22 protein-coding genes are annotated in these 23,443 nt (G+C 42.1%); 6 read left to right on the forward strand and 16 right to left on the reverse strand.

Going from position 1 to position 23,443, the window contains the following annotated elements; genetic code table 11:
* Positions 1-66: 66 nt before the first annotated feature.
* Positions 67-1,680 carry a M20/M25/M40 family metallo-hydrolase gene (locus NST09_RS11045; RefSeq protein ID WP_046343922.1) on the reverse strand — a complete coding sequence of 538 codons (1,614 nt, stop codon included), beginning with the start codon at positions 1,678-1,680 and terminating at the stop codon, positions 67-69.
* Positions 1,681-1,820: 140 nt separating this feature from the next.
* Between NST09_RS11045 and namA the strand changes: the two genes are divergently transcribed.
* Complete coding sequence (gene namA, locus NST09_RS11050) at positions 1,821-2,837, forward strand: NADPH dehydrogenase NamA (RefSeq protein WP_035390757.1); 1,017 nt, start codon at positions 1,821-1,823, stop codon at positions 2,835-2,837.
* 119 nt (positions 2,838-2,956) lie between these two features.
* Entirely contained in the window at positions 2,957-3,721 is a 765-nt protein-coding gene (locus NST09_RS11055; RefSeq protein ID WP_046343924.1) for an alpha/beta hydrolase, read from the forward strand.
* A 44-nt stretch (positions 3,722-3,765) separates the two neighbouring features.
* Here NST09_RS11055 and NST09_RS11060 read toward each other — a convergent pair whose 3' ends face one another.
* Both NST09_RS11060 and rnz read right to left on the reverse strand, forming a co-directional pair.
* Positions 3,766-5,073: an aminotransferase class I/II-fold pyridoxal phosphate-dependent enzyme gene (locus tag NST09_RS11060; protein ID WP_035702826.1), complete on the reverse strand. Its 1,308-nt coding sequence runs from the start codon at positions 5,071-5,073 to the stop codon at positions 3,766-3,768.
* Between the two features lie 139 nt (positions 5,074-5,212).
* Positions 5,213-6,142, reverse strand: coding sequence for a ribonuclease Z (gene rnz / locus NST09_RS11065; RefSeq protein ID WP_035702824.1), 930 nt, complete (start codon positions 6,140-6,142; stop codon positions 5,213-5,215).
* 222 nt (positions 6,143-6,364) lie between these two features.
* Between rnz and zwf the strand changes: the two genes are divergently transcribed.
* Complete coding sequence (gene zwf / locus NST09_RS11070; protein WP_249668907.1) at positions 6,365-7,840, forward strand: glucose-6-phosphate dehydrogenase; 1,476 nt, start codon at positions 6,365-6,367, stop codon at positions 7,838-7,840.
* Between the two features lie 50 nt (positions 7,841-7,890).
* Here zwf and NST09_RS11075 read toward each other — a convergent pair whose 3' ends face one another.
* The 5 genes from NST09_RS11075 to NST09_RS11095 form a co-directional block, all read right to left on the reverse strand.
* Positions 7,891-8,613, reverse strand: a complete 723-nt coding sequence (locus NST09_RS11075) for a GntR family transcriptional regulator (RefSeq protein WP_017357941.1) — start codon at positions 8,611-8,613, stop codon at positions 7,891-7,893.
* A 176-nt stretch (positions 8,614-8,789) separates the two neighbouring features.
* Complete coding sequence (locus NST09_RS11080; RefSeq protein WP_342493006.1) at positions 8,790-10,196, reverse strand: glycoside hydrolase family 1 protein; 1,407 nt, start codon at positions 10,194-10,196, stop codon at positions 8,790-8,792.
* Positions 10,180-11,526, reverse strand: coding sequence for a PTS cellobiose transporter subunit IIC (gene celB, locus NST09_RS11085; protein ID WP_007501108.1), 1,347 nt, complete (start codon positions 11,524-11,526; stop codon positions 10,180-10,182). The genes NST09_RS11080 and celB overlap by 17 nt, the downstream gene beginning before the upstream one ends.
* 25 nt (positions 11,527-11,551) lie before the next feature.
* A complete protein-coding gene (locus tag NST09_RS11090) occupies positions 11,552-11,884 on the reverse strand; it encodes a PTS lactose/cellobiose transporter subunit IIA (RefSeq protein ID WP_017357943.1) in 333 nt (110 codons plus the stop codon).
* A 3-nt stretch (positions 11,885-11,887) separates the two neighbouring features.
* Positions 11,888-12,199, reverse strand: coding sequence for a PTS sugar transporter subunit IIB (locus NST09_RS11095; RefSeq protein ID WP_008342261.1), 312 nt, complete (start codon positions 12,197-12,199; stop codon positions 11,888-11,890).
* A gap of 437 nt (positions 12,200-12,636) precedes the next feature.
* On the opposite strand from NST09_RS11095, the gene NST09_RS11100 reads away from it, so the two are divergent.
* On the forward strand, positions 12,637-13,626 hold the full coding sequence (locus tag NST09_RS11100) for a hypothetical protein (protein ID WP_342493007.1): 990 nt from the start codon (positions 12,637-12,639) through the stop codon (positions 13,624-13,626).
* A 122-nt stretch (positions 13,627-13,748) separates the two neighbouring features.
* Here the strand turns inward: NST09_RS11100 and NST09_RS11105 are convergent, their stop codons facing one another.
* The 4 genes from NST09_RS11105 to NST09_RS11120 all read right to left on the reverse strand — a co-directional run bounded on the left by NST09_RS11105 (position 13,749) and on the right by NST09_RS11120 (position 18,473).
* Positions 13,749-14,534 (reverse strand): SDR family oxidoreductase, encoded by a 786-nt coding sequence (locus NST09_RS11105; RefSeq protein WP_008342255.1) that lies wholly within the window; start codon positions 14,532-14,534, stop codon positions 13,749-13,751.
* Positions 14,535-14,546: 12 nt separating this feature from the next.
* A complete protein-coding gene (locus NST09_RS11110) occupies positions 14,547-15,392 on the reverse strand; it encodes a GRP family sugar transporter (RefSeq protein ID WP_342493550.1) in 846 nt (281 codons plus the stop codon).
* A gap of 316 nt (positions 15,393-15,708) precedes the next feature.
* Positions 15,709-17,118 (reverse strand): NADP-dependent phosphogluconate dehydrogenase, encoded by a 1,410-nt coding sequence (gene gndA / locus NST09_RS11115; RefSeq protein WP_017357947.1) that lies wholly within the window; start codon positions 17,116-17,118, stop codon positions 15,709-15,711.
* 98 nt (positions 17,119-17,216) lie between these two features.
* Positions 17,217-18,473 carry a DNA polymerase IV gene (locus NST09_RS11120; protein WP_342493008.1) on the reverse strand — a complete coding sequence of 419 codons (1,257 nt, stop codon included), beginning with the start codon at positions 18,471-18,473 and terminating at the stop codon, positions 17,217-17,219.
* A gap of 120 nt (positions 18,474-18,593) precedes the next feature.
* Between NST09_RS11120 and NST09_RS11125 the strand changes: the two genes are divergently transcribed.
* Together NST09_RS11125 and NST09_RS11130 are read left to right on the forward strand one after the other, a co-directional pair.
* A complete protein-coding gene (locus NST09_RS11125) occupies positions 18,594-18,875 on the forward strand; it encodes a hypothetical protein (protein ID WP_008342247.1) in 282 nt (93 codons plus the stop codon).
* A 64-nt stretch (positions 18,876-18,939) separates the two neighbouring features.
* Positions 18,940-19,719: a membrane protein insertase YidC gene (locus NST09_RS11130; RefSeq protein WP_045034397.1), complete on the forward strand. Its 780-nt coding sequence runs from the start codon at positions 18,940-18,942 to the stop codon at positions 19,717-19,719.
* A gap of 129 nt (positions 19,720-19,848) precedes the next feature.
* Here the strand turns inward: NST09_RS11130 and NST09_RS11135 are convergent, their stop codons facing one another.
* From NST09_RS11135 to mce, 4 genes are read right to left on the reverse strand one after another with little or no spacing between them, the layout of a single operon-like run.
* Positions 19,849-20,313, reverse strand: coding sequence for a chemotaxis protein CheW (locus NST09_RS11135; protein WP_008342245.1), 465 nt, complete (start codon positions 20,311-20,313; stop codon positions 19,849-19,851).
* Positions 20,314-20,327: 14 nt separating this feature from the next.
* Positions 20,328-21,449 carry a tripeptidase T gene (locus tag NST09_RS11140; protein WP_342493009.1) on the reverse strand — a complete coding sequence of 374 codons (1,122 nt, stop codon included), beginning with the start codon at positions 21,447-21,449 and terminating at the stop codon, positions 20,328-20,330.
* Positions 21,450-21,465: 16 nt separating this feature from the next.
* The gene (locus tag NST09_RS11145) at positions 21,466-22,929 is read right to left on the reverse strand and encodes an acyl-CoA carboxylase subunit beta (protein WP_046343931.1); all 1,464 of its coding nucleotides are present in this window, start codon (positions 22,927-22,929) and stop codon (positions 21,466-21,468) included.
* Positions 22,922-23,344, reverse strand: a complete 423-nt coding sequence (gene mce, locus NST09_RS11150) for a methylmalonyl-CoA epimerase (protein WP_019743377.1) — start codon at positions 23,342-23,344, stop codon at positions 22,922-22,924. Before mce ends, NST09_RS11145 begins: the two co-directional genes overlap by 8 nt.
* Positions 23,345-23,443 lie beyond the last annotated feature (99 nt).

Genomic DNA, 23,443 nt, shown 5'->3' on the forward strand with positions numbered 1-23,443 from the left:
ATTTCTTTAGACAGAAGGTGATGGATATCAAAAAGAAAAGCCCTATCATGATGATAGAGCTTTCACTTAATTCTTTTCTAATAAAGCATGAATTGTTGATTGTAAGAGCGACGGCAAAACGCCAAAAGTGAATGGGACATGCAGCCGTTCTGTCCATTTGTGCGCATCCTTTCCTAATGGACCAACGTTGATGACAGGAACGTTAAGAGCTTCTTTTTCTCCTTGTGGTAACGAGTAACCTTTTTGGTATAGCGGCATGTTGGCTGTATAATCCTCTATATCTTGATTTTCAAGCTGTAAGTAGCTTAAATCAGATAAACCAGGAAAATATTTGACTTCTTCTACTTCGATTCCATAGATCTCTTTTGCTTCTCTTTGAATCTTCTTTAAGGTCGTTTGAATATGCAGATCGTTTGTTGAAGAAACAGATGGGTAAAATGGTGGACTATAAAACAACACAATCAGTGCTCCATCTTCCTTACAAAGGGTCGTCAGTTCTGATACAATTTTGGTTGAAAAATCACGATCCCCAAGCTCACCCCGGTTGGCAAAGGCGTAGTTGACAATTCGCTCGACCTCCTGCTTTCCGGATCGTTCAGCAGCTTTTTCGTACAGCTCATGATACGTTAACACCGTGATGTTTGTATCAATGGGTGTAAAATGTTTAAATCGTTGAAATGCAGCGGTTTTCTGTTTGAGATTGGCTTCAATTTGAGCTGCTGCTTGTTTCGCAGTTTCATAGAGGAGCCCGTGAAGCTCTTCACTAGAGCGGTTCATCATCAGCACATTAAATAAAGAAACAGCCGTGTGAGGCGTTTGAACAGAGTAAGCTTCTTTCAAATCCTTTTGCATCAAATTGGTCGGAGGCGGTGTCACTTCACCATCTACTTCCTCACAATAATCACTATTCAGTTCTAACAGCCTGTTTAATTCAGATACCATAAAATTTGCATTTAATCCTGAGAAGGGCTCACCTACATGTGTTTCAATTCCTTTGCAGAAAAATCCCGCAAGTACCTTCCCTATACTACCTGTATAGATGTATTGGTGCGCATCCCCGGGATACTTTTCAAACATCGGCTCACTGTTTAAACAAGCGGTATACTCAAGGTCATACTTCTGCTTGAGCTCCTTTAGTTTCGGAACAGCCTCCAGCATCCCCTGTGAATTCACTTCTTCATCTGGCACTGTGACGAGCAGAATATTTCCTTCAAACCTCCCCGCCATCGCTCTTTCCAGCATGGAAAGCTGGACAGTCAGGCCTGCTTTCATATCCATGGACCCTCGTCCAAACAGCCAGTCACCTGAAGCTAAATCCTCTCTTGCCCTTTTTGGAAGAAGTGCACTTTTTTGAGAAAAGGACGCCATTAACTCTTCGGGCTTACACGCCATATTTTGAAATTCTCCGTAATCCTCTGTATCGACGACATCAAAATGGCTGAGGAGTAAAACAGTATGTGGCAGCGTACTTCGTTTGACAAGTGCCGTTAAAAAATATCGGCCATCTTTCATTGGATGCAAAGCCAAGTGATCAGGATGCTGCTCAAAATATGGCCGCTCCCTCAGCAAGTAATATAAATATTCCGCTAATGCGACTTCTCCCGTTGTACCAGATATGCTTTCATACTGCATCAGAGCTGTGAGTAGCTCCTTTAGTTCACTTTCCGTTTGCCATTTCATCCGTTTATCCCCCTTTGATGTCCATATCTTTCATTATACAAAATCATGTTCAAAAGCTATATGGTTTGAGCACCTTTTATGACGAATGTTTGAATGACTGTTATAATCGGCTATACCATTCTATGAGGAGGCGAAGTTAATTGGAAACAAAGCTTTTTTCACCTTGGACATTAAAAGGTGTCACACTCAAAAACCGCATCGTCATGTCCCCGATGTGTATGTATTCATCCTATGACCGTGATGGAAAATTACAGCCTTTCCACTTTGCACATTATGTTTCCCGCGCGCAAGGTCAGGCCGGATTAATTATGGTCGAGGCAAGTGCTGTTTCACCTGAGGGAAGAATTAGTGATCAGGACCTCGGAATTTGGAGTGATGAGCACATTGAAGGGTTTGCCTCATTAAACGAACAAATCAAAGCGTACGGAACAAAAACCGCCATCCAGCTAGCCCATGCAGGACGCAAGGCTGAGCTAGATGGTGACATTCTTGCTCCATCCAGCATTCCATTTGACGAGCAATCTAAAACACCTCTTGAGATGTCTATCGATCAAATAAAAGACACCGTTCAGGCGTTTCAAGATGCCGCTGTCCGCGCCAAGAAAGCTGGATTTGACATCATTGAGATTCATGGTGCGCATGGCTATTTGATTAACGAATTTCTCTCACCGCTTGCCAATCACCGGACAGATGAATATGGCGGTTCACCAGAAAATCGTTATCGCTTCTTGAGAGAAGTGGTTGATGCAGTCAATGAAGTGTGGGATGGACCATTATTTGTCCGTGTATCCGCTTCTGATTACACAACAAAGGGACTAGATATTGCAGATTATATTGGCATTGCCGCATGGCTGAAAGAGCAAGGAGTCGATCTAATTGATGTGAGCTCAGGCGCTGTGGTGCAAGCCAGTATTAACACATTCCCCGGCTACCAAGTCACCTTTGCTGAGAAAATAAGAGAAGGTGCCGGCATCCAAACAGCCGCTGTCGGTATGATCACATCTGGTATACAGGCCGAAGAAATTTTACAAAATCAGCGTGCTGACTTGATCTTTATCGGCAGAGAATTTTTACGGGATCCGTATTTCCCAAAAACAGCCGCTAAAGAGCTTCGTACATCCATCGAAAGCCCGCGCCAATACGATCGTGCTTGGTAACATCTCTAAGCAAAAAGGTGTCTATTTTTTGAAATAGGCATCTTTTTTGTTTTTAAGAGAAACATCTTTGCCTTTTGTGCCGTCTTTTAGCTAAAGAACCACTTAGAGGAGATGGAAGAATGAACTCGGCATTGATTGAAAGAACGTATCATATAGATGGACATCACTTTTATACAAGGCATCGTCAAGGGAAAAAGGAAGCCACCATTATTTTTGAAGCAGGATATGGAATTTCAGGCGATACGTGGGCGAATATCGCTCGTGATATTGACCCAGAGCTTGGTGTTTTCTTATATGACCGTTTAGGCAATGGAAAAAGCAGCGAAAGCAAAGAAGGAAGAACTTTGCATGATCTTGCGGATGATTTAGATACACTCTTACATCAAGCCAATATTCAGCCGCCATTTCTCATTGTGGCGCACTCATTTGGCTCTCTTGTCAGCCGCTTATGGGCAAGCCGCAGAAAAGAAGATGTTATCGGTATGGTCCTTCTAGACCCAGCAAGTGAGGAGCAAGAGCAGGTCATTCTGCCGCTCTTATCAAAGGAAGAACGCACTTCATATATGACGCAGTTCACAGCAGAATGTACACATGAGGACTTTGAGCAAATGCTGCGTACGACCAAAGAGGAGCAAACGCATTATGGGATGATGCCCCTTCTTGTCATTTCATCAGGCAAAAGCCGCTTGTTTCATCCAGCACATGAAGCTTGGCTCAGGCTTCATAAACGAATGCTCACATTGTCATCCCAAAGCGGATGGATTCAGGCGCAGAACAGCTCGCACTATATTCATCACGATGAACCACATATTGTGCAGCTTGCGATTTATGATGTATGGTGTGCAGCAAAACAGCCTGCCACTTATTATCAAACAGCCAACTAAAAACAAAAACTCCTTGACCGGACATCAGTCAAGGAGTTTTTTCATTATACCGTTGGTGCTGATTGACTTTTCTCAGACAGCAGCTTTTCAATGCTGACAAGCTGAACGCATAACGTAAAGATGTCAATCGCCTGCTCTAGTTCTTCAAGCGTTGGGAACGTTGGCGCAATACGGATGTTACGATCAAGCGGGTCGTTTCCATAAGGATATGTCGCCCCTGCACCTGTTAGTGTCACACCGGCTTCTTTCGCTTTTTGCACAACAGCTTTTGCACAATGATCGAGTGTATTTAAGCTAATAAAATATCCGCCATTTGGTTTGTGCCACTCAGCGATGCCTGTTCCACCAAGCTTTTCATCAAGGATCGAAAGAACGAGGTCAAATTTCGGCTTAATAATCGCTGCATGCTTTTTCATATGTTCCTTCAATCCTTCTGGATTCTTGAAGAAACGAAGGTGTCTTAATTGATTGATTTTATCTGGCCCAATGGTTTGAACTGATAACTGTTTTTGAATAAAGCTGACGTTGTCCTGACTAGATGCCATCAGTGCAACACCCGAGCCTGGGAACGTAATTTTAGAAGTAGAGGCGAACATAAACACACGGTTTGCATGTCCTGCTTTGTCTACTGCTTGAAAAATATCTTTTAACGTATCAGGCGTATCTGTTAGATGGTGGACTGCATAGGCATCATCCCAAAAAATACGGAAGTCGTCTGCTTTTGTCTGCATGGAAGCAAGACGGTCGACAACCTCATCTGAATACGTAATGCCGTCAGGGTTGCTATATTTCGGTACACACCAAATCCCTTTGATGGCTTCATCTTCTGCAACCAATTTTTCTACCTGATCCATGTCAGGTCCATCCGACTTCATATCTACCGTAATCATCTCTATGTTAAAATGCTCACAAATGGCAAAATGACGATCATACCCTGGGCTTGGTGCTAGGAATTTTACCTTTGGAAGCTTGCCCCAAGGTGTTTTGCTGCCATATACGCCGTGAGTCATGGCACGGGCAATTGTGTCATGCATCATATTTAGGCTAGAATTACCGCCAATGATGATTTGTTCTGGCTTCAGATTGAGCACACTTGCAAAAAAATTCTTTGTTTCAGGAAGGCCTGTCAAGCCGCCATAGTTTCGCACATCTGTACCATCCTCAGCTGTCATTGCATCCTTTGATGTCACGACATCGAGCATGCCCATAGATAAATCGAGCTGTTTTGGTGAAGGTTTCCCTCTAGACATGTCTAAGTGTAAGTTTTTACTTTTGTACGTTTCATACTCTTTTTGTCGTGCTGCATATAGGTCATTTAATTCTGCTTCACTTAACGCTGTAAAACCGCTCATCTTTGATTGTGCCTCCCGTATTCTTCATAGTGTAATTCGTCATTTGTTTTTTCTTCACCATTTTACCACTACCTGAAAAAGAGCGTCATCATAAATATCAAAAAAATCACACAACTATTTTTGACGATTCATCCAATTTTTACAGGGTACGGTCAATAGGAAAAGAAAAGAAATCATGTGCAGCTTCAGTCAGCGGGAATATATCGCGGGCTTCTTTGAGTAATTGTTTCATTGACTCTTCCCCTTGGTACCGTGCACTAATATGAGTCAAAATCAGTCTTTTTGCGCCTGCTTCCTGCGCTGTTTTTGCTGCCTGTTCTGTCGTACTGTGATAATAATTATAGGCTAGTTCTGCATCTTCTTTCCCAAATGTTGCTTCATGGACTAACACATCCGCATTCTTGGCAAGCCTTGTTATATTCTCGCACAAACGGGTATCTCCTGAAAATGCAACGATTCTCCCTTTTTTAGGGGGTTCCAAATAATCGGTTCCATCAATCATTCTTCCATCTTCGAGTGTAACGGTTTCCCCATTTTTCAACTTCTGATACAAAGGTCCAGGTTTTACACCGATTTTTTTTAGGTCTTCGGCTTTTAGTGCACCGGGTACATCTTTTTCCACGACCCGATAACCGTAAGCTGGGATCCCATGAGACACTCGTTTTGCTTCTACTTGAAAGGTATCATCTTCAAAAACGATCCCTTCCTCTATTTCTATGATATGCAGCGGATAAGTCAAATGCGTTTGCGTCGCTGAAAGTGCCGCGTTTACAAAAGCTTTAATGCCGCTTGGACCATATATCGTCAATTTATCCTCTCCGCCTTGAAAGGACCTGCTGCCAAGCAGACCTGGGAGACCATATACATGATCACCGTGCATATGCGTGATAAAGATCTTCTCAATTTTTCTTGGTTTAATCGTTGTATGTAATATTTGATGCTGCGTCGCTTCTCCGCAATCAAAAAGCCACACGGCTTTTCTCTCTTCTAAAAGCTTCAGCGCAGTGCAAGTGACGTTTCTTGTTTTTGCAGGAATGCCTGCACCTGTTCCTAAAAAGAGCAGTTCCATTACGATTTCCTCCTACAGCCGGTATACAATCTCTTCATTCATATAGAATACATGAAGACAGGATAAATGTGAATTCAGCGGAATTTTTGAAAAAAGTCAAACTTGGGCAGAAAAAGTCGAATCAAATGTTTGCTTTACGAACAATGAACCTTTAAAATAAAGAAAATGTACATACATTCTCGGTTTTTACAACAATGCTACGAATAAAGTGAGGTACTTTTCGTGAATACAGAAACTAACTATCCAAAAGCAGTCATTGTCATCTTTGGCGCAACAGGAGACCTTGCAAAACGCAAGCTCTACCCTTCTATACATAGACTTTATCATAGCGGAAAGCTTGGAGATCAATTCGCTGTTGTAGGTGTTGGACGTCGTCCTTGGTCTCATGAAGACCTAAGAGCTGTGGTAAAAGAATCGGTCTCTTCTGATGATGCAGAAGCAAAAGCAGAGGAATTTATTTCTCATTTCTATTACCATGACTTTGATGTCTCAAGCCCTGCTTCCTATCAAGCACTGAACACACTTCTTTCTGGTCTTGAAGATACATACAGTATCCCAAATAACCGGATGTTCTATTTAGCGATGGCACCGGAATTCTTCGGAACCATTGCGAAGTTTTTAAAAAGTGAAGGCGTATCAGAAACGACTGGATGGTCTCGACTTGTCATTGAAAAACCGTTTGGTCATGACCTCCCTAGTGCCAAAACATTAAATGAAGAGATCCGAGATGCATTTACAGAGGATCAAATTTATCGTATTGACCACTATCTTGGTAAACAGATGGTGCAAAACATTGAGGTGATTCGTTTTGCGAATGCGATCTTTGAACCGCTTTGGACAAACCGCTATATTTCAAACATTCAAATCACATCGAGTGAATCATTAGGCGTCGAAGACCGTGCGAGATATTACGAGAGTTCTGGTGCACTGAGAGATATGGTCCAAAACCATATGCTTCAAATGGTTGCACTACTAGCCATGGAGCCGCCGATTAAGCTCAATACAGAGGAAATCCGTAGCGAAAAACGGAAAGCATTGCGTGCGCTTCGTCCTTTCTCGAAAGATGAAGTGGATCAATTCTTTGTCCGCGGACAGTATGATGCAGGAACGATTGATGGCAATATGGTTCCTTCCTATCTTGAAGAGCAAAATGTGGACCCAAACTCCAACACAGAAACATTCGTTGCAGGAAAACTTCTCATCGATAACTTTAGATGGGCCGGGGTACCATTTTACATTCGTACAGGAAAACGTCTAGAAAAGAAATCCACTCAAATCGTGGTGCAATTTAAAGACATTCCGATGAACCTGTACTATGGAAACGGGAATTCCATGCATCCAAACTTACTTGTGATTCACATTCAGCCAGACGAAGGCATTACCCTTCACCTGAATGCTCGCAAGCTTGATGGCGGAACGTATGCTAAACCAATTAAGCTGGACTATCAAACAAATTACAACGACATCATGAATACACCAGAAGCGTATGAAAAGCTGATTTATGACTGTTTGCTAGGTGACGCAACAAACTTTGCCCACTGGGATGAAGTGGCACTGTCTTGGAACTTTGTTGATCCAATTTCAGAAAAATGGGCTGAAACCAAAACGTTAAAACCAAATTACCCTGCTGGTTCTATGGGACCAAAAGAAGCAGATCAGCTTCTTGAAAAAGATGGATATCACTGGTGGAATATATAAAATCAACGAAAAAAGAGCAGTCTCCCGATTGAGGGGGTTCTGCTCTTTTTTTAAAGTCGTGTTTTCGTAATTTCAACCGTTGAAAAATCAAATTTATCATAGCGATGATGGCTAAAGGAATATTCAAACGGCCGGCCTGTGTTTAAATAAGCCACCTGCTCCACTTCTAGCACCGGATCCGTAGGGTCACAGCCTAAATATTGCTGATCAAGCTGATCTGATTTAGCCGCTCTAATTTTTTTGTGCGCTCCTGCCACTTTTAAATGAAGTGTGTTTGTAATGTAGCTATAGATAGACCCCAATAAAACCTCTTCATCTATTCCCTTAATGACATTGACAGGCATAAAGGTTTTTTCTAATACATATGGCTCTTCTTCCACCAAACGGAGCCGAATAATGTCATAGACGGGTGTGCTTGAGTCAATGGATAAATGAGCTGCCACCTCTTCACTTGGAAAATGCACATCAAAGCGAATGATTTGGCTCGTCACGTTTTTATCTGCCATCACTTTCGTGAACCCTTTATTTTCATGACCTGATACGTTGATCGCACCTTGATTTAGCGCTGCCTTCACAATAAATGTGCCATGACCTCTTTTTCTAAAGAGCAGCCCTTCCGCCACTAAAAGATCGAGCGCACGCTTCATCGTCATTCTGCTGCATTTAAATTCAGCGGCAAGCGAGTTTTCATCTGGAATGGGTTGATCTTCTGGATAATATGCTGTTCCTATTCTTTTTCTAATTTCTTCTGAAATGAGTTCGTACTTTGTCATCTCACACCACCAACTGACTTGTTTTTTCATATCCTATTATAGCGCTTTCTAGCCTTCCTCTCATTCTACACTAAGCCTAGTGCGCTTAAAAGGTTCGAGCCACTTTCATTTCAACCCTTTTCATCTTTACATAAGAAAAATACTTGCCCTTTTCAAGGAAAGAGCAAGTATCTTGATTAGAAACCATTATTCTCTGAAACCGATTGAAACCAGTAGCCACTTTTTTTGATGGTACGTTTCCCGTCTTCCTTAAGGTCCACTGAGACAAATCCATAGCGATTTTTATAGGCATTCGACCATGACCAATTATCCATAAACGTCCACAGATGATAGCCTTTTACTTGACTTCCTTCTTGGATGGCTTGATGCACCCATTTAAGATGCTCAGAAATAAAATCAATGCGGTAATCGTCATGAATCATTCCTTCTTCATCCTGAAACCGCTCTTCTCCTTCAACACCCATTCCATTTTCAGAAATAAAGCATTCAATATTCCTATAGTCTTTCTGGACTTTTTTCAATATATCGTAAATACCCTTTTCATAGATTTCCCAGCCGCGGTACACATTCATTTTTCTGCCCGGCATTTCAAAAGAATCGAAATAATGATCTGGCATAAATGGTGCATCAGGGTGAGGCATGTGTTCCTTTGCTTTCACTCTTCTTGGCTGATAATAGTTGATGCCGAGAAGGTCGATCGTGTTCTCTTGAATGAGTTCAAGGTCTCCTTCCTCCATAGCCGGCATCAATCCTTCTTTCTTTAACACTTCCACTAGCTTTTCAGGGAAATGTCCTTTCACAGCTGGATCTAGGAAGGACCGGTTAAAGAAGGCGTCAGCCATCTCAGCTGCTTCGACATCCCGCGGATTCTGGCTTCGCGGATACGAAGGAGTAAGGTTCAGGATAATGCCTATTTTCCCATCCTGCTTCATCTCTTTATAAGCCGCAATGGCCTTAGCATTTGATAAAATCTCATGATATCCAACTTGCACTGCCTTTTGGAAATCAACTTCGTTTGGATAATGGAAGCTATACATATATCCACCCTCTACAGGAACAATCGGCTCGTTATGGGTAAACCATTTTTTCACCCGGTCGCCAAATAGCTGAAAACACAATGTCGCATAGCTGACATAATCGTCTACGACCTGCCTGTTTACCCATCCTCCCGTCTCCTGAAGCGCCATTGGCATATCAAAATGATACAAGTTCACAAACGGTTCAATGTCACTCGCTATCAGTTCATTGATCACATCATTGTAAAAAGCCACAGCTTCTTCATTAACGGCCCCTTTTCCCTCAGGTAAAAGGCGTGACCATGAAATAGATAGACGAAACGAGTTGTGCCCAATCTCCTTCATGAGGCGGATATCCTCTTTGTATTTACGATAAAATTGCGAGGTCACACCTGGACCGACGCCCTGAAAAAAACGATTCGGCTCTTTTTCAAACCAGTGATCCCAAATGTTCGGTCCCTTTCCATCTCCTGGATAACTGCCTTCTGTTTGCGTAGCAGAGGCAGAAGATCCCCACCAGAAACCTTCTGGAAATGTATATGATTGACTGTTAGTTTCCATCGACATGTATTGAGTCTCCTTCACCTTTGATGTTTGTTTGTTTCGTTTTTTCTGTCGTGACTATTTTTTCATTTTTCACATTCATACGATCAATAAATTTTAGGAACGGGAACCAAATGACAAACACAATCATTAAATTAAACAGCTGAAGCAGACCGCCCGCTAATGAATTTGTTGCCATGACTCCGCTAATAAAGATCGGTACTGTCCATGGAATATTCACGCCTGTCGGAGGCGGCACAATACCTGCGGCCATCGCAAAATAAGAAATACAAGTAATCACCATTGGCGCCAAAATCCATGGAATGAGAATAAGCGGGTTCATCACAATCGGTAAACCGAAGATAATGGGTTCATTGACGTTAAATAAACCTGGTCCTAAGCCGAGCTTTGCTACTTGTTTCAATTGCTTACTTTTAAGAAAAATTAAAATCGTAAACACAACAGCTAGCGTCATACCGGTTCCACCCATACCCACTGTATAGATTTCGATAAACTGCTTGCTGATGATGTTCGGAACCTCACCTGTTTTTGTGTAGCTTTCTAGATTTTGAATGGACAATGTATTCCAAATCGGGTCCATGACAGAGTTGATAATAATTTGGCCGTGGAGCCCAAAGAACCAAAGAATTTGTATAAAGAAAATAGCGATCAAGGTCGGAATGATACCGCTTCCAAGTCCGACAAGCGGCGCCTGAATCGCATTGTAAATCAAGTCATGCATGTTGGTTTTGAACCCTTGTGTAATGATGATATTAATCAGTAAAAAGGTTGTGAGTGTCAAAGTAGCCGGGATGAGTGCAGCAAAAGACTTAGAAACAGCTGGCGGAACCCCTTGCGGCATATTGATGACAAATTTCTTTTGGACAAAATAGCGATAAATTTCAGCAGACAAAAAGCCTGTGATCATTCCAAGGAACATTCCCTTTGCGCCCAAACGATCGACTGGGATGACGCCTGCAATGGATGCACCGCCCTCTTGTTCTAGTAAAAATGGCGTAAGGAGCAGAAAAGAGGCTAAAGCGATCACACCGCCAAAGACAGCTTCCACATCATAGCTTTTCGATAAATAGTAGCCAATCCCAAATACAACAAACACACTCATAATGCTGATGGTCGCACTAGGTGCAATATTCAGTGCAGACTGAACACCTTCCAGTGCTGTTTGACTCATGATCTTATCTAAAAATGGCAGATTCATTAATACGACCATGATGGAACCAAAAATCGTTAATGGGAACGCAAGCATAAAGGCATCCCTTAATACCCCTAGATAGCGATTGTTGTTCAATCTCCCAGCAATCGGAACCAAAATCGCACTTATTTTATCAAACATTGGTTTCCCCCCTTGTTTACACCCTTTATTGTTTCAGTGATTGCAATATCGGTAAGAGCTCTCCCACAAGCTCTTTTATCGTCATCGTTGACATGAAATGATCTTCGGCATGCATGAGCAGCAAGGAGAATGAAATCGTTTCTCCGCTTGCCTCTTGCTGTACCATTTGAAAATGGATATCATGTGCATTCCGCAAGTCATCTTCCGCTTCTTTGAGAAGGTCAGATGCTACTGTTTCATGACCTTCTCTAAATTGTTTAAGAGATTGAAGCAATTTGCTTCGTGCATTTCCGCTGTGTAAGATCAATTGAAAACTGATTTGTTCTTCCGTGAGTCCTTCGAGTGTTTTCTTTTCCATCCTTTAAGATTCCCCCATCAATGAAACCGCTTGTTCATACGCTTTTTGTCCATCTGCTAGCCCATACGCCTGCATATCGATGACCTCTACTTCAATCCCATATTTTTGAGCTTCTTTTTGAAGATCCCCTTTTAAAAAGCTCATTTGCGGTCCAATTAATACAACATCGGCATGTGCCATTTCTTTTCTCGCTTGGTCTTGTCCGACTGCCCAAATCTCTGCTTCTTCCCCTATAGACTCAGCATGTGCCTTCATCTTTGTGACTAGTAAACTCGTAGACATACCTGAACTGCATGCTAATAAAATACGTTTCATTTCTCTCACCCCATTGTTGTAATAAAAGCGCTTCCAGTTAATATTATATATTTTTATTTTTAAATGTCTAGACATTTAATTATATATGTCTGTATTTTATTTTAAAAATGACCGTATCAATACTCACAACAAGCTTTCAGAACAAAAAAGATCTCATCCAGATATGAACGAGACCCCTTTTCTTTTAAAAAATACTCTCCGAATGAACCATAAAGTAGCTTCTTCTTCAGAAGACAGTCTTTGAGAACTTTGTTAAAATAAGTGCTAATGACTTAGCTCATTCAAAAACCCAATTTTTCATCCCATAAATCATGAGAAGTAACTGCCCAGAGATGGAAACAGATTCTATTCCCACTCAATTTGATGGATAGGTAAACGTCTTTTGCTGCTACTTTTCGAATCTATTCATATCTTTGCAATCAAAAGGAGTGGATATCATGGCAGTCACTCATTTGTGTGAAGCCTGTAAAAGAAACAAGATTGATGTTGTAAAAATTTCTGATGAACCAGCTCAGCCTTATCGATTATGCAATGATTGTCACAGGCGGCTCTTAACCTATTCTTTACGGCCAATTGAATGGTATCACTTAGCGATCATCCACTCTCCAAAGAAATTTTTATTGCACGATGATTTTTATGAAGAAGACGGAGAGGCTTGTCAGCCAGAAGAAGATGTATTGGTCACAGCAGAAGAGAAAATACCCACATTACAAGCGGTTCAACATGATTTGGAGTCTTTATTAGATTTCTCAATCACAAGATGGTTTCTTCAATACGATGTCATCAATGCCCTGAAAAAACACGATACACAAAAAATGTTGATGTCTGTAAAAGCTAGATTTTATGGAACGGAAAATCATGAAGTCAAATCAAGAATGCTGGAGATCGCAGCTGATGTTTTAGGTACTGCAGCTTCGGATTGGGTAAGAGAGCTTTGGGAGAATGATGCCGATAAATTTTTTCATCCGCTTTCTTGGGCAGCAGCCAGTAGTTTACCAGCCGAGGAAGGAATGAGACGTATTTTTGATCAATTGAAATGTGTAAGTGAAAAGGAATTGCCAATGATGGCTCTCTCCAGCCTATATCGTTTCCGTTCACATCACATACTTGATTGGATGGAGTCTCATTGCTCCTCTTTTAACGACAGTTGGGGCAGGTTGGCATCAGCATGCTTTCCAACATGGCTCAGAATGAAATCTTGGCTAAACAAAGGAAGACCTTTCAGTTTAATTGCACTCGATACAATGGCGAACTGTCTAGCAGTTAAAAACGATCCATTTATCGAGGAGTTATCACCTAAAATACTTCGTACAGATATCAATGAAATAGAACCCATTTTATATGATTATCTTCAAAAAGATGGCGTTCCTCGTGTCAAAACGAAAGTAGGCATCATCGTGAAGAACAAAGAAGCCATATTTGAATAAGCCGATTAAATGGATAAAAGCGTGTGCAATGTTTATGCTCACGCTTTTCACTAGCATGACAACATACTAGATCATAATTTGATGTTGTGTTATCCTCTGAGCCCAGCCCGTGTTCATCACGATTATCCTTTTCCTGCTTGGAATCCCGGGTACTTGGTCATACCGCCGTCTACATATAACGTCAACCCTGTCACATAGCTCGCCTCTTTTGATGCAAGCCAGACAGCACATGCTGCCACTTCTTCAGGCTTTCCGATATAGCCAATTGGTATCAGCTCAATGACGCCCTTTTTCAATGCTGGATCATCAAATTTTTCGGCATTGATGGGGGTATCAATTGCACCTGGTGCAATGCTGTTTACGCGAATTTTTTTAGGGGCATATTCTAGTGCCAGCGTTTCTGTCAAAAGCTTGGCGCCTCCTTTACTTGCTGCATAATGGACGAAATGAGGCCACGGAATTTGCTGATGGACCGATGACATATTAATAATCGACCCCTCGATCCCATGTTCTGTCATATACTTTAATGCATCACGGCAGCCTAAAAACATACCTGTTAAATTGGTAGACATCACTTTGTTCCAATTATCTAGCGTCATTTCAGTTGAAGGAACTTCATTTTCAATTCCTGCATTATTGATCATGACATCAAGACTGCCATATGTATCAACAGCTTGATCAATCATCGCCTTCATATCCTCTTCTTTTGATACATCCCCTTGAATTTTGACAGCCTGTCCGCCACTTTTTTGAATCTCAGCAATCGTGTCGTCCGGGTTTTCTTTATCGGAGAAATAATTGATCACTACATTGGCTTTTTCTTGTCCAAACCGGCGCGCCATCGCCTGACCTATCCCTGTACCTGCTCCTGTGATGAGAACTGTTTTTCCTTCCAAATCTGGATACATTCGTTTAACCTCCTATTTTGTAAAACCTAGCAGCACACCACCTGCGATAATCATCAAGCAGCCTGCAATAACAAAGCTTGTTTTAGATGCTTTCTCTTTTAATAAATAAATACCGCCTAAAGTCGAGATGACAATTCCTGTTTGAGACATGGAAAAACTTACTGCTACGCCAATGAGTGGAATCGCCAAAAGAAGCCCTAGATTTCCTGTCGACCACACAAGACCAGCAATGATATTTCTGAATGTATATTTACTAAACGGGTCTTGCTTTAGACTAATCGCTAACGCTGAAAGCAGCATGCCGACAGATTGCGGAACGAGCGCAGACCAACCATTTATATGAAACCATCTTAAAATGACGACATATCCGACGTAGCCTACGGTTGAGATGAGCAAAATGATGATTCCCTTTTTAAAATTGCCGCCTTCGTTACCGCCACTCTTTTTTTGACCAAGTGATGTCATGACAACGCCAGCAATAATAAATAAAATGGCACAAGAACCAATAAGTATGACCGTCATGGTTTGCCATTCTTTGAAGACGATGACACCAAATAATGTCGTGCTCACAAGCTGCATACCCGTTGATAAAGGAACAGCCTTTGACACCCCTAGAAAGGCGACACTTGAAAGCTGATTCATTTGCCCTATACTCCAAAAGATCCCAGAGATAACGGAAACCGCAAAAATAAGCGGTGTCAGTTCCGGCATTTTGATCAAATAGGCGCCGATTGAAAACAAAAAAGCGCCGAGGGTAATGCCGAGTGTTTGCTGATAGGCATTCCCGCCAAGTTTGACACTGATGAGAACAATACTTCCCCAAAATATCGCTGGGAGAAGTGCATATAAAATGCCCACTTCTATCCCTACTTTCTGTTCTTTTTTACTTAGCATCCCTCTTTTTCGGATTTTTAGCCGAATAGATGTAAACACAAAAAAGACCTTACCAAAGGTAAGGTCACAGCGTGTAGACAAACCCTCGCATTCGGTGTCAGTCCTGCGTGCTGGTGCTCACGAATGTCAAATTCGCTCCGCTCCAGTACTCGGCCTTCCTAGCCTGCAAAGGTTTTCTATCACGCTAAAAAGAAGACAAAGGGCTAAAATCAAGTTCATTTTAGCCCTTTGTCAACAATCTAAGACCTTACCAAAGGTAAGGTCTTTTGAGGTTGTATACTTATTTCATCCATTCAGTATGGAAGACGCCTTCTTTATCTGTGCGCTCGTACGTATGTGCGCCGAAGTAGTCACGCTGTGCTTGAATTAAGTTAGCTGGAAGGACAGCTGTACGATAGCTATCAAAGTAAGCTAGTGCACTTGAGAATGAAGGAACAGGAACACCTTGTTCTACTGCAAGTGAAATCACTTTACGAAGTGATGATTGGTAGCTTTCTACGATATCCTTGAAGTAAGGATCAAGCAATAGGTTTTTCAATTCAGGGTTACGGTCATATGCTTCTTTGATTTGCTGCAGGAAGGCTGCACGAATGATACATCCACCGCGGAAGATCATCGCAATTTCACCGTATTTCAAATCCCAGTTATACTCATCAGACGCTGCTTTCATTTGCGCAAAACCTTGTGCATATGAGCAGATTTTACTCATGAATAGGGCTTTTCTAACCGCTTCGATCAGCTCTTGTTTATTCTCTGCTGATTGCGCTGGCTTAGGACCTTCAATTAATTGACTTGCTTCAACACGCTCATCTTTCATTGCTGAAATGTAACGCGCGAAAACAGATTCAGTAATGATTGGAAGCGGAACACCTAGATCAAGAGAGCTTTGGCTCGTCCATTTCCCAGTTCCTTTTTGTCCAGCTTTATCTAAGATCACATCCACAAGCGGCTGATTTGTTTCTTCATCCACTTTTGTGAAAATGTCAGCTGTAATTTCAATTAAATAGCTGTCAAGCTCGCCTTTATTCCACTCTGAGAATACTTCATGAAGCTCCTCTGCTGACAATCCTGCCACATGCTTCAAGATAAAGTATGATTCAGAGATCAATTGCATGTCTCCGTACTCGATACCGTTATGAACCATTTTGACATAATGTCCTGCTCCATCTGGACCGATATACGTTGTACAAGGCTCACCATCTACTTTCGCAGAGATGGCTTCTAAAATTGGTTTCACTAGCTCGTGCGCTTCTTTTTGACCGCCAGGCATGATAGAAGGACCTTTAAGTGCGCCTTCTTCACCGCCAGAAACACCTGTACCAATGAAGTGAATACCACTTTCCGCAAGCTCTTGGTTACGTCTTTGTGTATCCTTGTAATATGTATTTCCACCATCAATTAAAATGTCACCTTTCTCTAGGTGAGGCAATAATGATTGAATGGTTGCATCTGTTGCTGCACCCGCTTTTACCATTAAAAGAATTTTACGCGGCGTTTCAAGCGATTGAACAAATTCTTCAATGCTGTATGTGCCTACAACGTTTTTCCCTTGTGATTCTTGAAGAAACTCTTCTGTTTTGCTGCTAGATCTGTTATAAACGGACACGGAGAAACCGCGGCTTTCAATATTTAGGGCAAGATTTTTCCCCATAACGGCTAGTCCAACGACACCGATTTGTTGTTTTGACATAATTCTGACGTCCCTTCTAACACACTATATTGATTACTGCTGAAATGATGTACCCTTTGAAATTACCACAACATCACCTCTTTTATCAAGTTTTCAGACTAGTCATTTCCTCTTACGTCCTGAAAAAAGTCTTTATTAAAACTTGTACCACTTGTTTTGCTCTCTTTTTCCTTAATGGTCACTCCTCTTTGAATAAGTGGTTTACCGTATTTTTCTTTCAGTCCGTCTAAAAGAGATTGGAGCGGTTCGTCTTTTGCATCTTCTGTATAAGAGAATAAATCAAGCTGCTTGACGGCTGATTTTCGTTCCACAAGATCGGTCCCCGTCACGCCTAAAAGTCTTACTGGCTGGTCATTCCAATGCTTTAGGAATAGCTGCTTTGCCGCCTCAAATAGATCTTCCTTTCGATCAGTTGGATTCGTGAGTGTGACGCTCCGTGTGATATTTTTCCAGCTTGCATACCGAATCATAATGAGCAGCCGGTTTGCCATCACTTCTTTTCTTCGTAATCTGGCACTCACCGATTGCGACAGTTTCTCTATTAATGAGACGAGTTCATCTGTATCATCAGAATCGTGAGGAAGAGTGGAAGAATTGCCGACAGATTTAAATTCGTATATTCTTTCTGGATCGACAATGCCGTCGTGCTCTCCGTTTGCCTTTTGCTTTAACCTCGGTCCATTGATGCCTAATAACTCTTTCAGCGCATATTCATTCGCTTTCGCTAAATCTTCAATTGTATGAATTCCGATGGTTTTCAGCTTATCTGCCGTTTTCTGTCCAACCCCATGCATGTCACCTGCAGGGAGCGGCCAGAGCATTGTCGGGACATCTCGTTTACGCAAAATGGTAATGCCCATTGGCTTTTTCCAATTAGACGCCATCTTCGCTAGAAATTTATTTGGTGCAATGCCAATACTCGATGGAAGCATGAGCTCTTCTACGAGCCTCGTTTGAATATCATGAGCGGTTTTCACGGCATGCTCAGCATAAGGTGTATCGGTTAAATCAATATAGCCTTCATCAATTGAAACGGGTTCAACTAAGTCACTATATTCTCTTAGTATAGTAAACATTTCTTGTGAGGAGCTGCGGTACCGGTCGAAGTTGGGTGTACGCACAATCAGTCCCGGACATAGCCGCTTCGCTTCCCAGAGTGGCATCGGCGGCTTCACCCCGAGTGCTCTTGCCTCGTAGCTGCAGGTCACAACTATCCCTTTGCGCTCTTTTGCATTTCCGCTAATGGCTAAAGGTTTCCCTCTCAAAGAAGGATCATACGCCATTTCTACCGATGCATAAAAACTATTCATATCAATATGAAAAATGATTCGCCCCTTCTTTTGAGAATCAGCCATTTGCTTGCCTCCTTAGGTGATCTACTTTCCTTCACTTCACCGTGATTTCACCTGTTTGTTCCATTAGACATTTCATATGGTGTATAGTACACTGTGAGTAATGAAATGGATGTGATAATCATGATTATTGATACATTCAATGAAGTCTTTTTCCTTGTTGAATTCTTTACGATTATTCTTCCAGCGCTGACCGCCATCGGTATTGCTTTCTTATTAAAAGACTGCCGAATGAACGAGCACCTCGGAGGACATCGTTTAGAAGAGTTGGATGCATCTTGTTTGAATCGAACAGACTTTCTGTTTATCATATATGATCGCATTACAACTTGGATTAGTAAAGTCATTCGAATGAAAAGATCATCAAATGATGATGAAGACCATTCGCTTCCTCTCTCTTATTAGATTTTATTATTGAGGAGGAAATGAATTGAAACGTTTATTGACTATTTGTACGACTTTATTTTTTATGATGGTAGCGTCACCGGCATTTGCTGCCAGTGCGCAAACAAATACAAGCTCTGATGGGTTTTTCCATCATTATTTTGTTCAGCCTTTTTCTGAGTTGATTATCTGGCTTGCGAACTTTTTCCATGATGACTACGGTTTATCTATTATGTTCGTGACATTGATTGTCCGGCTGCTTATTTTCCCGCTTTTTGCAAACCAATTTAAAAAGCAAAGAGTGATGCAAGAGAAAATGGCACTCGTTAAACCTCAGATTGACCAAATACAAAGCAAATTGAAAAAAACGAAAGAACCTGAAAAACAAAAAGAACTGCAAATGGAAATGATGAAAGTATATAAAGACAACAATGTGAACCCGCTGGCAATGGGCTGTCTGCCGATGCTGATTCAAATCCCAATTGTTCTTGGCTTTTACTCAGCAATCCGCTCAACACCTGAGATCGCAACACATTCGTTCTTATGGTTTAACTTAGGACAAACTGATCTTTTGGTGGCGATCTTTGCAGGGGCCATGTATTTCTTACAATTTTACGTCACACAAAAATTCGCAAAGCAATCAGGCACCCAAACAGAAGCTGCACTGAAACAAGCAAAAATCATGGGCATGATTTTCCCAGTCATGATGCTGTTTCTATCAATTAATGCTCCCGCTGCTCTTCCTTTATATTGGATGACAAGTGGACTTTTACTCACCATTCAAACGATTATTTTAAATGTGATGTACCAAAAATCAAAAACAAAAGCTGCGGCAAACGATTCAATTAACCCAGCAGCTGAATAAATTATAGCCCCCTTACCTAAACATGATAAGGGGGCTTTATTTGTCTTCTATTCAGCGTGAACGTAGAGCGCAACAACGTGAGCTCCGGCACGCAAAATGACCCCTTATCCATGGATAAGGGGCCTTTGTTTATGCCAATTCCTCTTTCAATCGCTCAGGCAATTGATCAAGATCCTCAATTTTCCCTAGAAACTTATTAGGGTCCACTTGTAAAATCATCTTGTTCTCTCTCTCAACGACGCCGAAGAAATATTCAGATGCTTTTGTGTTCATATGAAATGGCTTGATCTCACTTAGCTCGATATCAATGATATCTTTTGCATCAGAAACAAGGCAGCCAATCATTTGATCGTTTAATTCAAATAGTAGAACCTTAGACTGTTCGGTTACATCCAGAGGTTTTCCGTGCAACATGACACCTGTGTCACTGACTGGAATGACCTCTCCTCTTAACGACATGAGTCCTTTAATCTCTTTTGGAAGGTTCGATACTTCTTGTAAATAAGGGACCTTCTCAATCGAGCGTATATGCTCTACGCTGATACCAAAATCCTCTTGTCCCACTTGGAAAATAATGATCTTTTGCGTGCTCACAGAGTCTCCTGCCTTTACGATGGATTTGTCGTTTCTTCGATAATGGCGAGAACCATTTCAGCTGTCTTGACTAATTCTTCAATCGGCATTTTCTCATTTTTCGTATGAATATCTTCATATCCAACAGCTAGGTTGACGGTCGGGATGCCATTTCCAGCAATGACGTTTGCATCACTGCCTCCCCCGCTTGTCTGTAGTTCTGAAGGACGGCCAATTTTCACAGCCGCTTTTTTCGCCACTTCAACGACTTGATCGCCGTGTGAGAATTTAAAGCCTGGATACATGATGTCAATTTGTACATCGGCACTTCCGCCCATTTCTTTAGCGGTTTTTTCAAAGGCTTCTTTCATTTTCGCTACTTGCGCTTCCATTTTTGCCGGTTCTAAAGAACGTGCCTCTGCCAAAATATCCACTTGATCACAGACAATATTCGTTTGTGTTCCGCCTTCAAAGCGGCCAATATTCGCCGTTGTTTCTTCATCAATACGGCCAAGCGGCATGCTGGCGATCGCTTTTGATGCAATCGTAATCGCAGAGACGCCTTTTTCAGGTGCCACACCTGCGTGAGCTGTTTTTCCGTAAATGGTTGCACGTACTTTCGCCTGTGTTGGCGCAGCCACGATGATGGTACCGACCTTGCCATCTGAATCAAGCGCATAACCATATTTTGCTGTCATCAGTTTCGGATCTAACGCTTTTGCTCCTACAAGTCCTGATTCTTCACCAGCTGTAATGACAAATTCAATCTTGCCATGCGGTACATTTTTCTCTTTTAGGACACGGATCGCTTCAAACATTGCAGCAAGCCCTGTTTTATCGTCAGCACCAAGAATGGTTGTGCCATCTGTCTTGACATAGCCGTCTTCAATGACTGGCTTAACACCATTACCTGGTACAACTGTATCCATATGAGAAGTAAAATAAATCGTATCTGCCTCTTGATTCCCTTCAAGTGTGCAAATAAGATTGCCTGCTCCGTGGCCGGTTGTCTCTTTTGAATCATCTTCAACTACATTAAGCCCTAAATCAGTAAATTTCTCTTTTAGGACTTCAACAATTTTTTCTTCATGTTTTGTTTCTGAATCGATTTGAACAAGTTCTAAAAATTCGTCTAATAAGCGTTTCTCATTGATCATGATGAAGCTCCTCCTCTTATAGCGGCATGTTTCCATGCTTTTTTAACGGTCTATCTTCTTCCTTACTGCGAAGCAGGTCAAATGAGCGAATGAGCCGCTCTCTCGTTTCATCTGGCATTAAAATATCGTCGATTAATCCTAATTGTGCTGCCTTCATGACACTAGGTTCATTGTCCACCTCACGCAAAGCAGGATGAACAATTTCGTCTGCAAACGATTTTCCCATGACATCAATTTCTGCCTCTGGCCATGCATACACAAAGTCAGCACCTAAGCCCTTACTATTCATCGCAACGTATGCACCGCCAAATGCCTTTCGCAAAATCACAGTGATTTTTGGAACGGTCGCCTCAGCATACGCATACAGAAGCTTTGCGCCGTGGCGGATAATGCCTGCATGCTCGGCTTTCTCCCCTGGCAAAAATCCAGGAACGTCCACAAGGGTTAAAATGGGAATATGAAATGCATCGCAAAATCGAATAAAACGAGCCGCTTTATCAGCAGCATCGAGGTCAAGGCTTCCTGCCAGCACCTTAGGCTGATTGGCTACAAGACCAATGGAAGACCCTTGTAATCTGGCAAAACCTGTGACGATATTTTTGGAGAAACAACGCTGCGTTTCAAAAAATGAGCCGTGGTCGGTGATCGCTGTCACCACTTGTTTGACATCATAAGTACGTGATGGCTCCTTTGGCAAGATGTTCCCAAGATCGCTCGCATCATGCTTTTGCACCTTACGATGAATGACAGGCCGTCGTTTCGTTGGTATGTACGTTAAAAGCGTTCGAACTGCTTTTAACACGTCTCTCTCATCTTTCCCTGTATAGTGCACATTCCCGCTTGTTTGATGCTGAACTGCTGCACCTCCAAGCCGGTCAGGACAGACCGTCTCTCCTGTTGCTTTTTCTATCACTTTCGGTCCAGTTAAAAACATATGAGCTGTTTGCTCCGTCATGAATACAAAATCCGTCAGTGCAGGTGAATAAACTGCACCTCCCGCACAGGAGCCTAAAATAACGGATATTTGCGGAATTTGACCAGAGTACAGCACATTCCGTTTAAAAATCTGACCGTATCCCTCTAATGATACCACACCCTCTTGAATTCTCGCACCACCTGAGTCTTTTAGACCGATAACAGGCATTTGATTTTTAGCAGCCAAATCCATTAAAGCCGCTATTTTTTTCGCATGCATGTCCCCTAGCGAACCCCCGTACACGGTCGCATCTTGTGCATAAACACCTACTTGTCTCCCATGAATCAGTCCCGTCCCAGTGACAACGCCATCCCCTAAATGCTCTGAGCGGCAGCCTTTAGCAAATGACTGAATTTCCATAAAGCTGCCTTCATCAAGAAGTTCATGAAGCCGCTGCCGAACAGTCAGCTTTCCTTTGTTTCGGTGAGCCGCTGCTCGTTTTTCACCGCCGCCCCTTAAAGCTTTCTCGCGCCATTCAGACAAGTCATTGAACGATTCATGCATCTTCCTGTTTCTCTCCTTTCAAAGGCTCACACAATTCAATTAGCACACCTGACGTTTCTTTTGGTGAAATAAACGCAATGCGCTTTCCGTTCGCACCATTTTGTGCGCCCTTTTGAATGAGTTGCATGCCGAGCTTGTCAAGTTGACTGAGATTAGCCTGAATGTCACCTGACTTTAATGCAATATGATGAAGCCCCTCTCCTCTTTTTGTTAAAAAGGTATGTAATGTGCTGTGATCCGACATCGGTTCAATCAACTCAATGTGCAGATCACCTAGGGAAGCAAAAGATACTTTGACCCCTTGATTTGGAAGTACTTCTATGTCTGAAAATTCCCAGTTAAACAGCCTGGAGAACGTACGTGCTGTTTTTTGAATTGAAAAAACGGCAATGGCTATATGATCGATTTGATTCATCCGTTCACTTCCTTTGTACATCACTTGTCGCCTGCGTAAAAACGAGCTAGAATAAAGAAAGGTGCGCTCGTCGCAAAAACATTTGATTATAGGGGTGCG

The sequence above is a fragment of the Bacillus sp. FSL W7-1346 genome, assembly GCF_038593335.1.
Taxonomy (GTDB): domain Bacteria; phylum Bacillota; class Bacilli; order Bacillales; family Bacillaceae; genus Bacillus; species Bacillus altitudinis.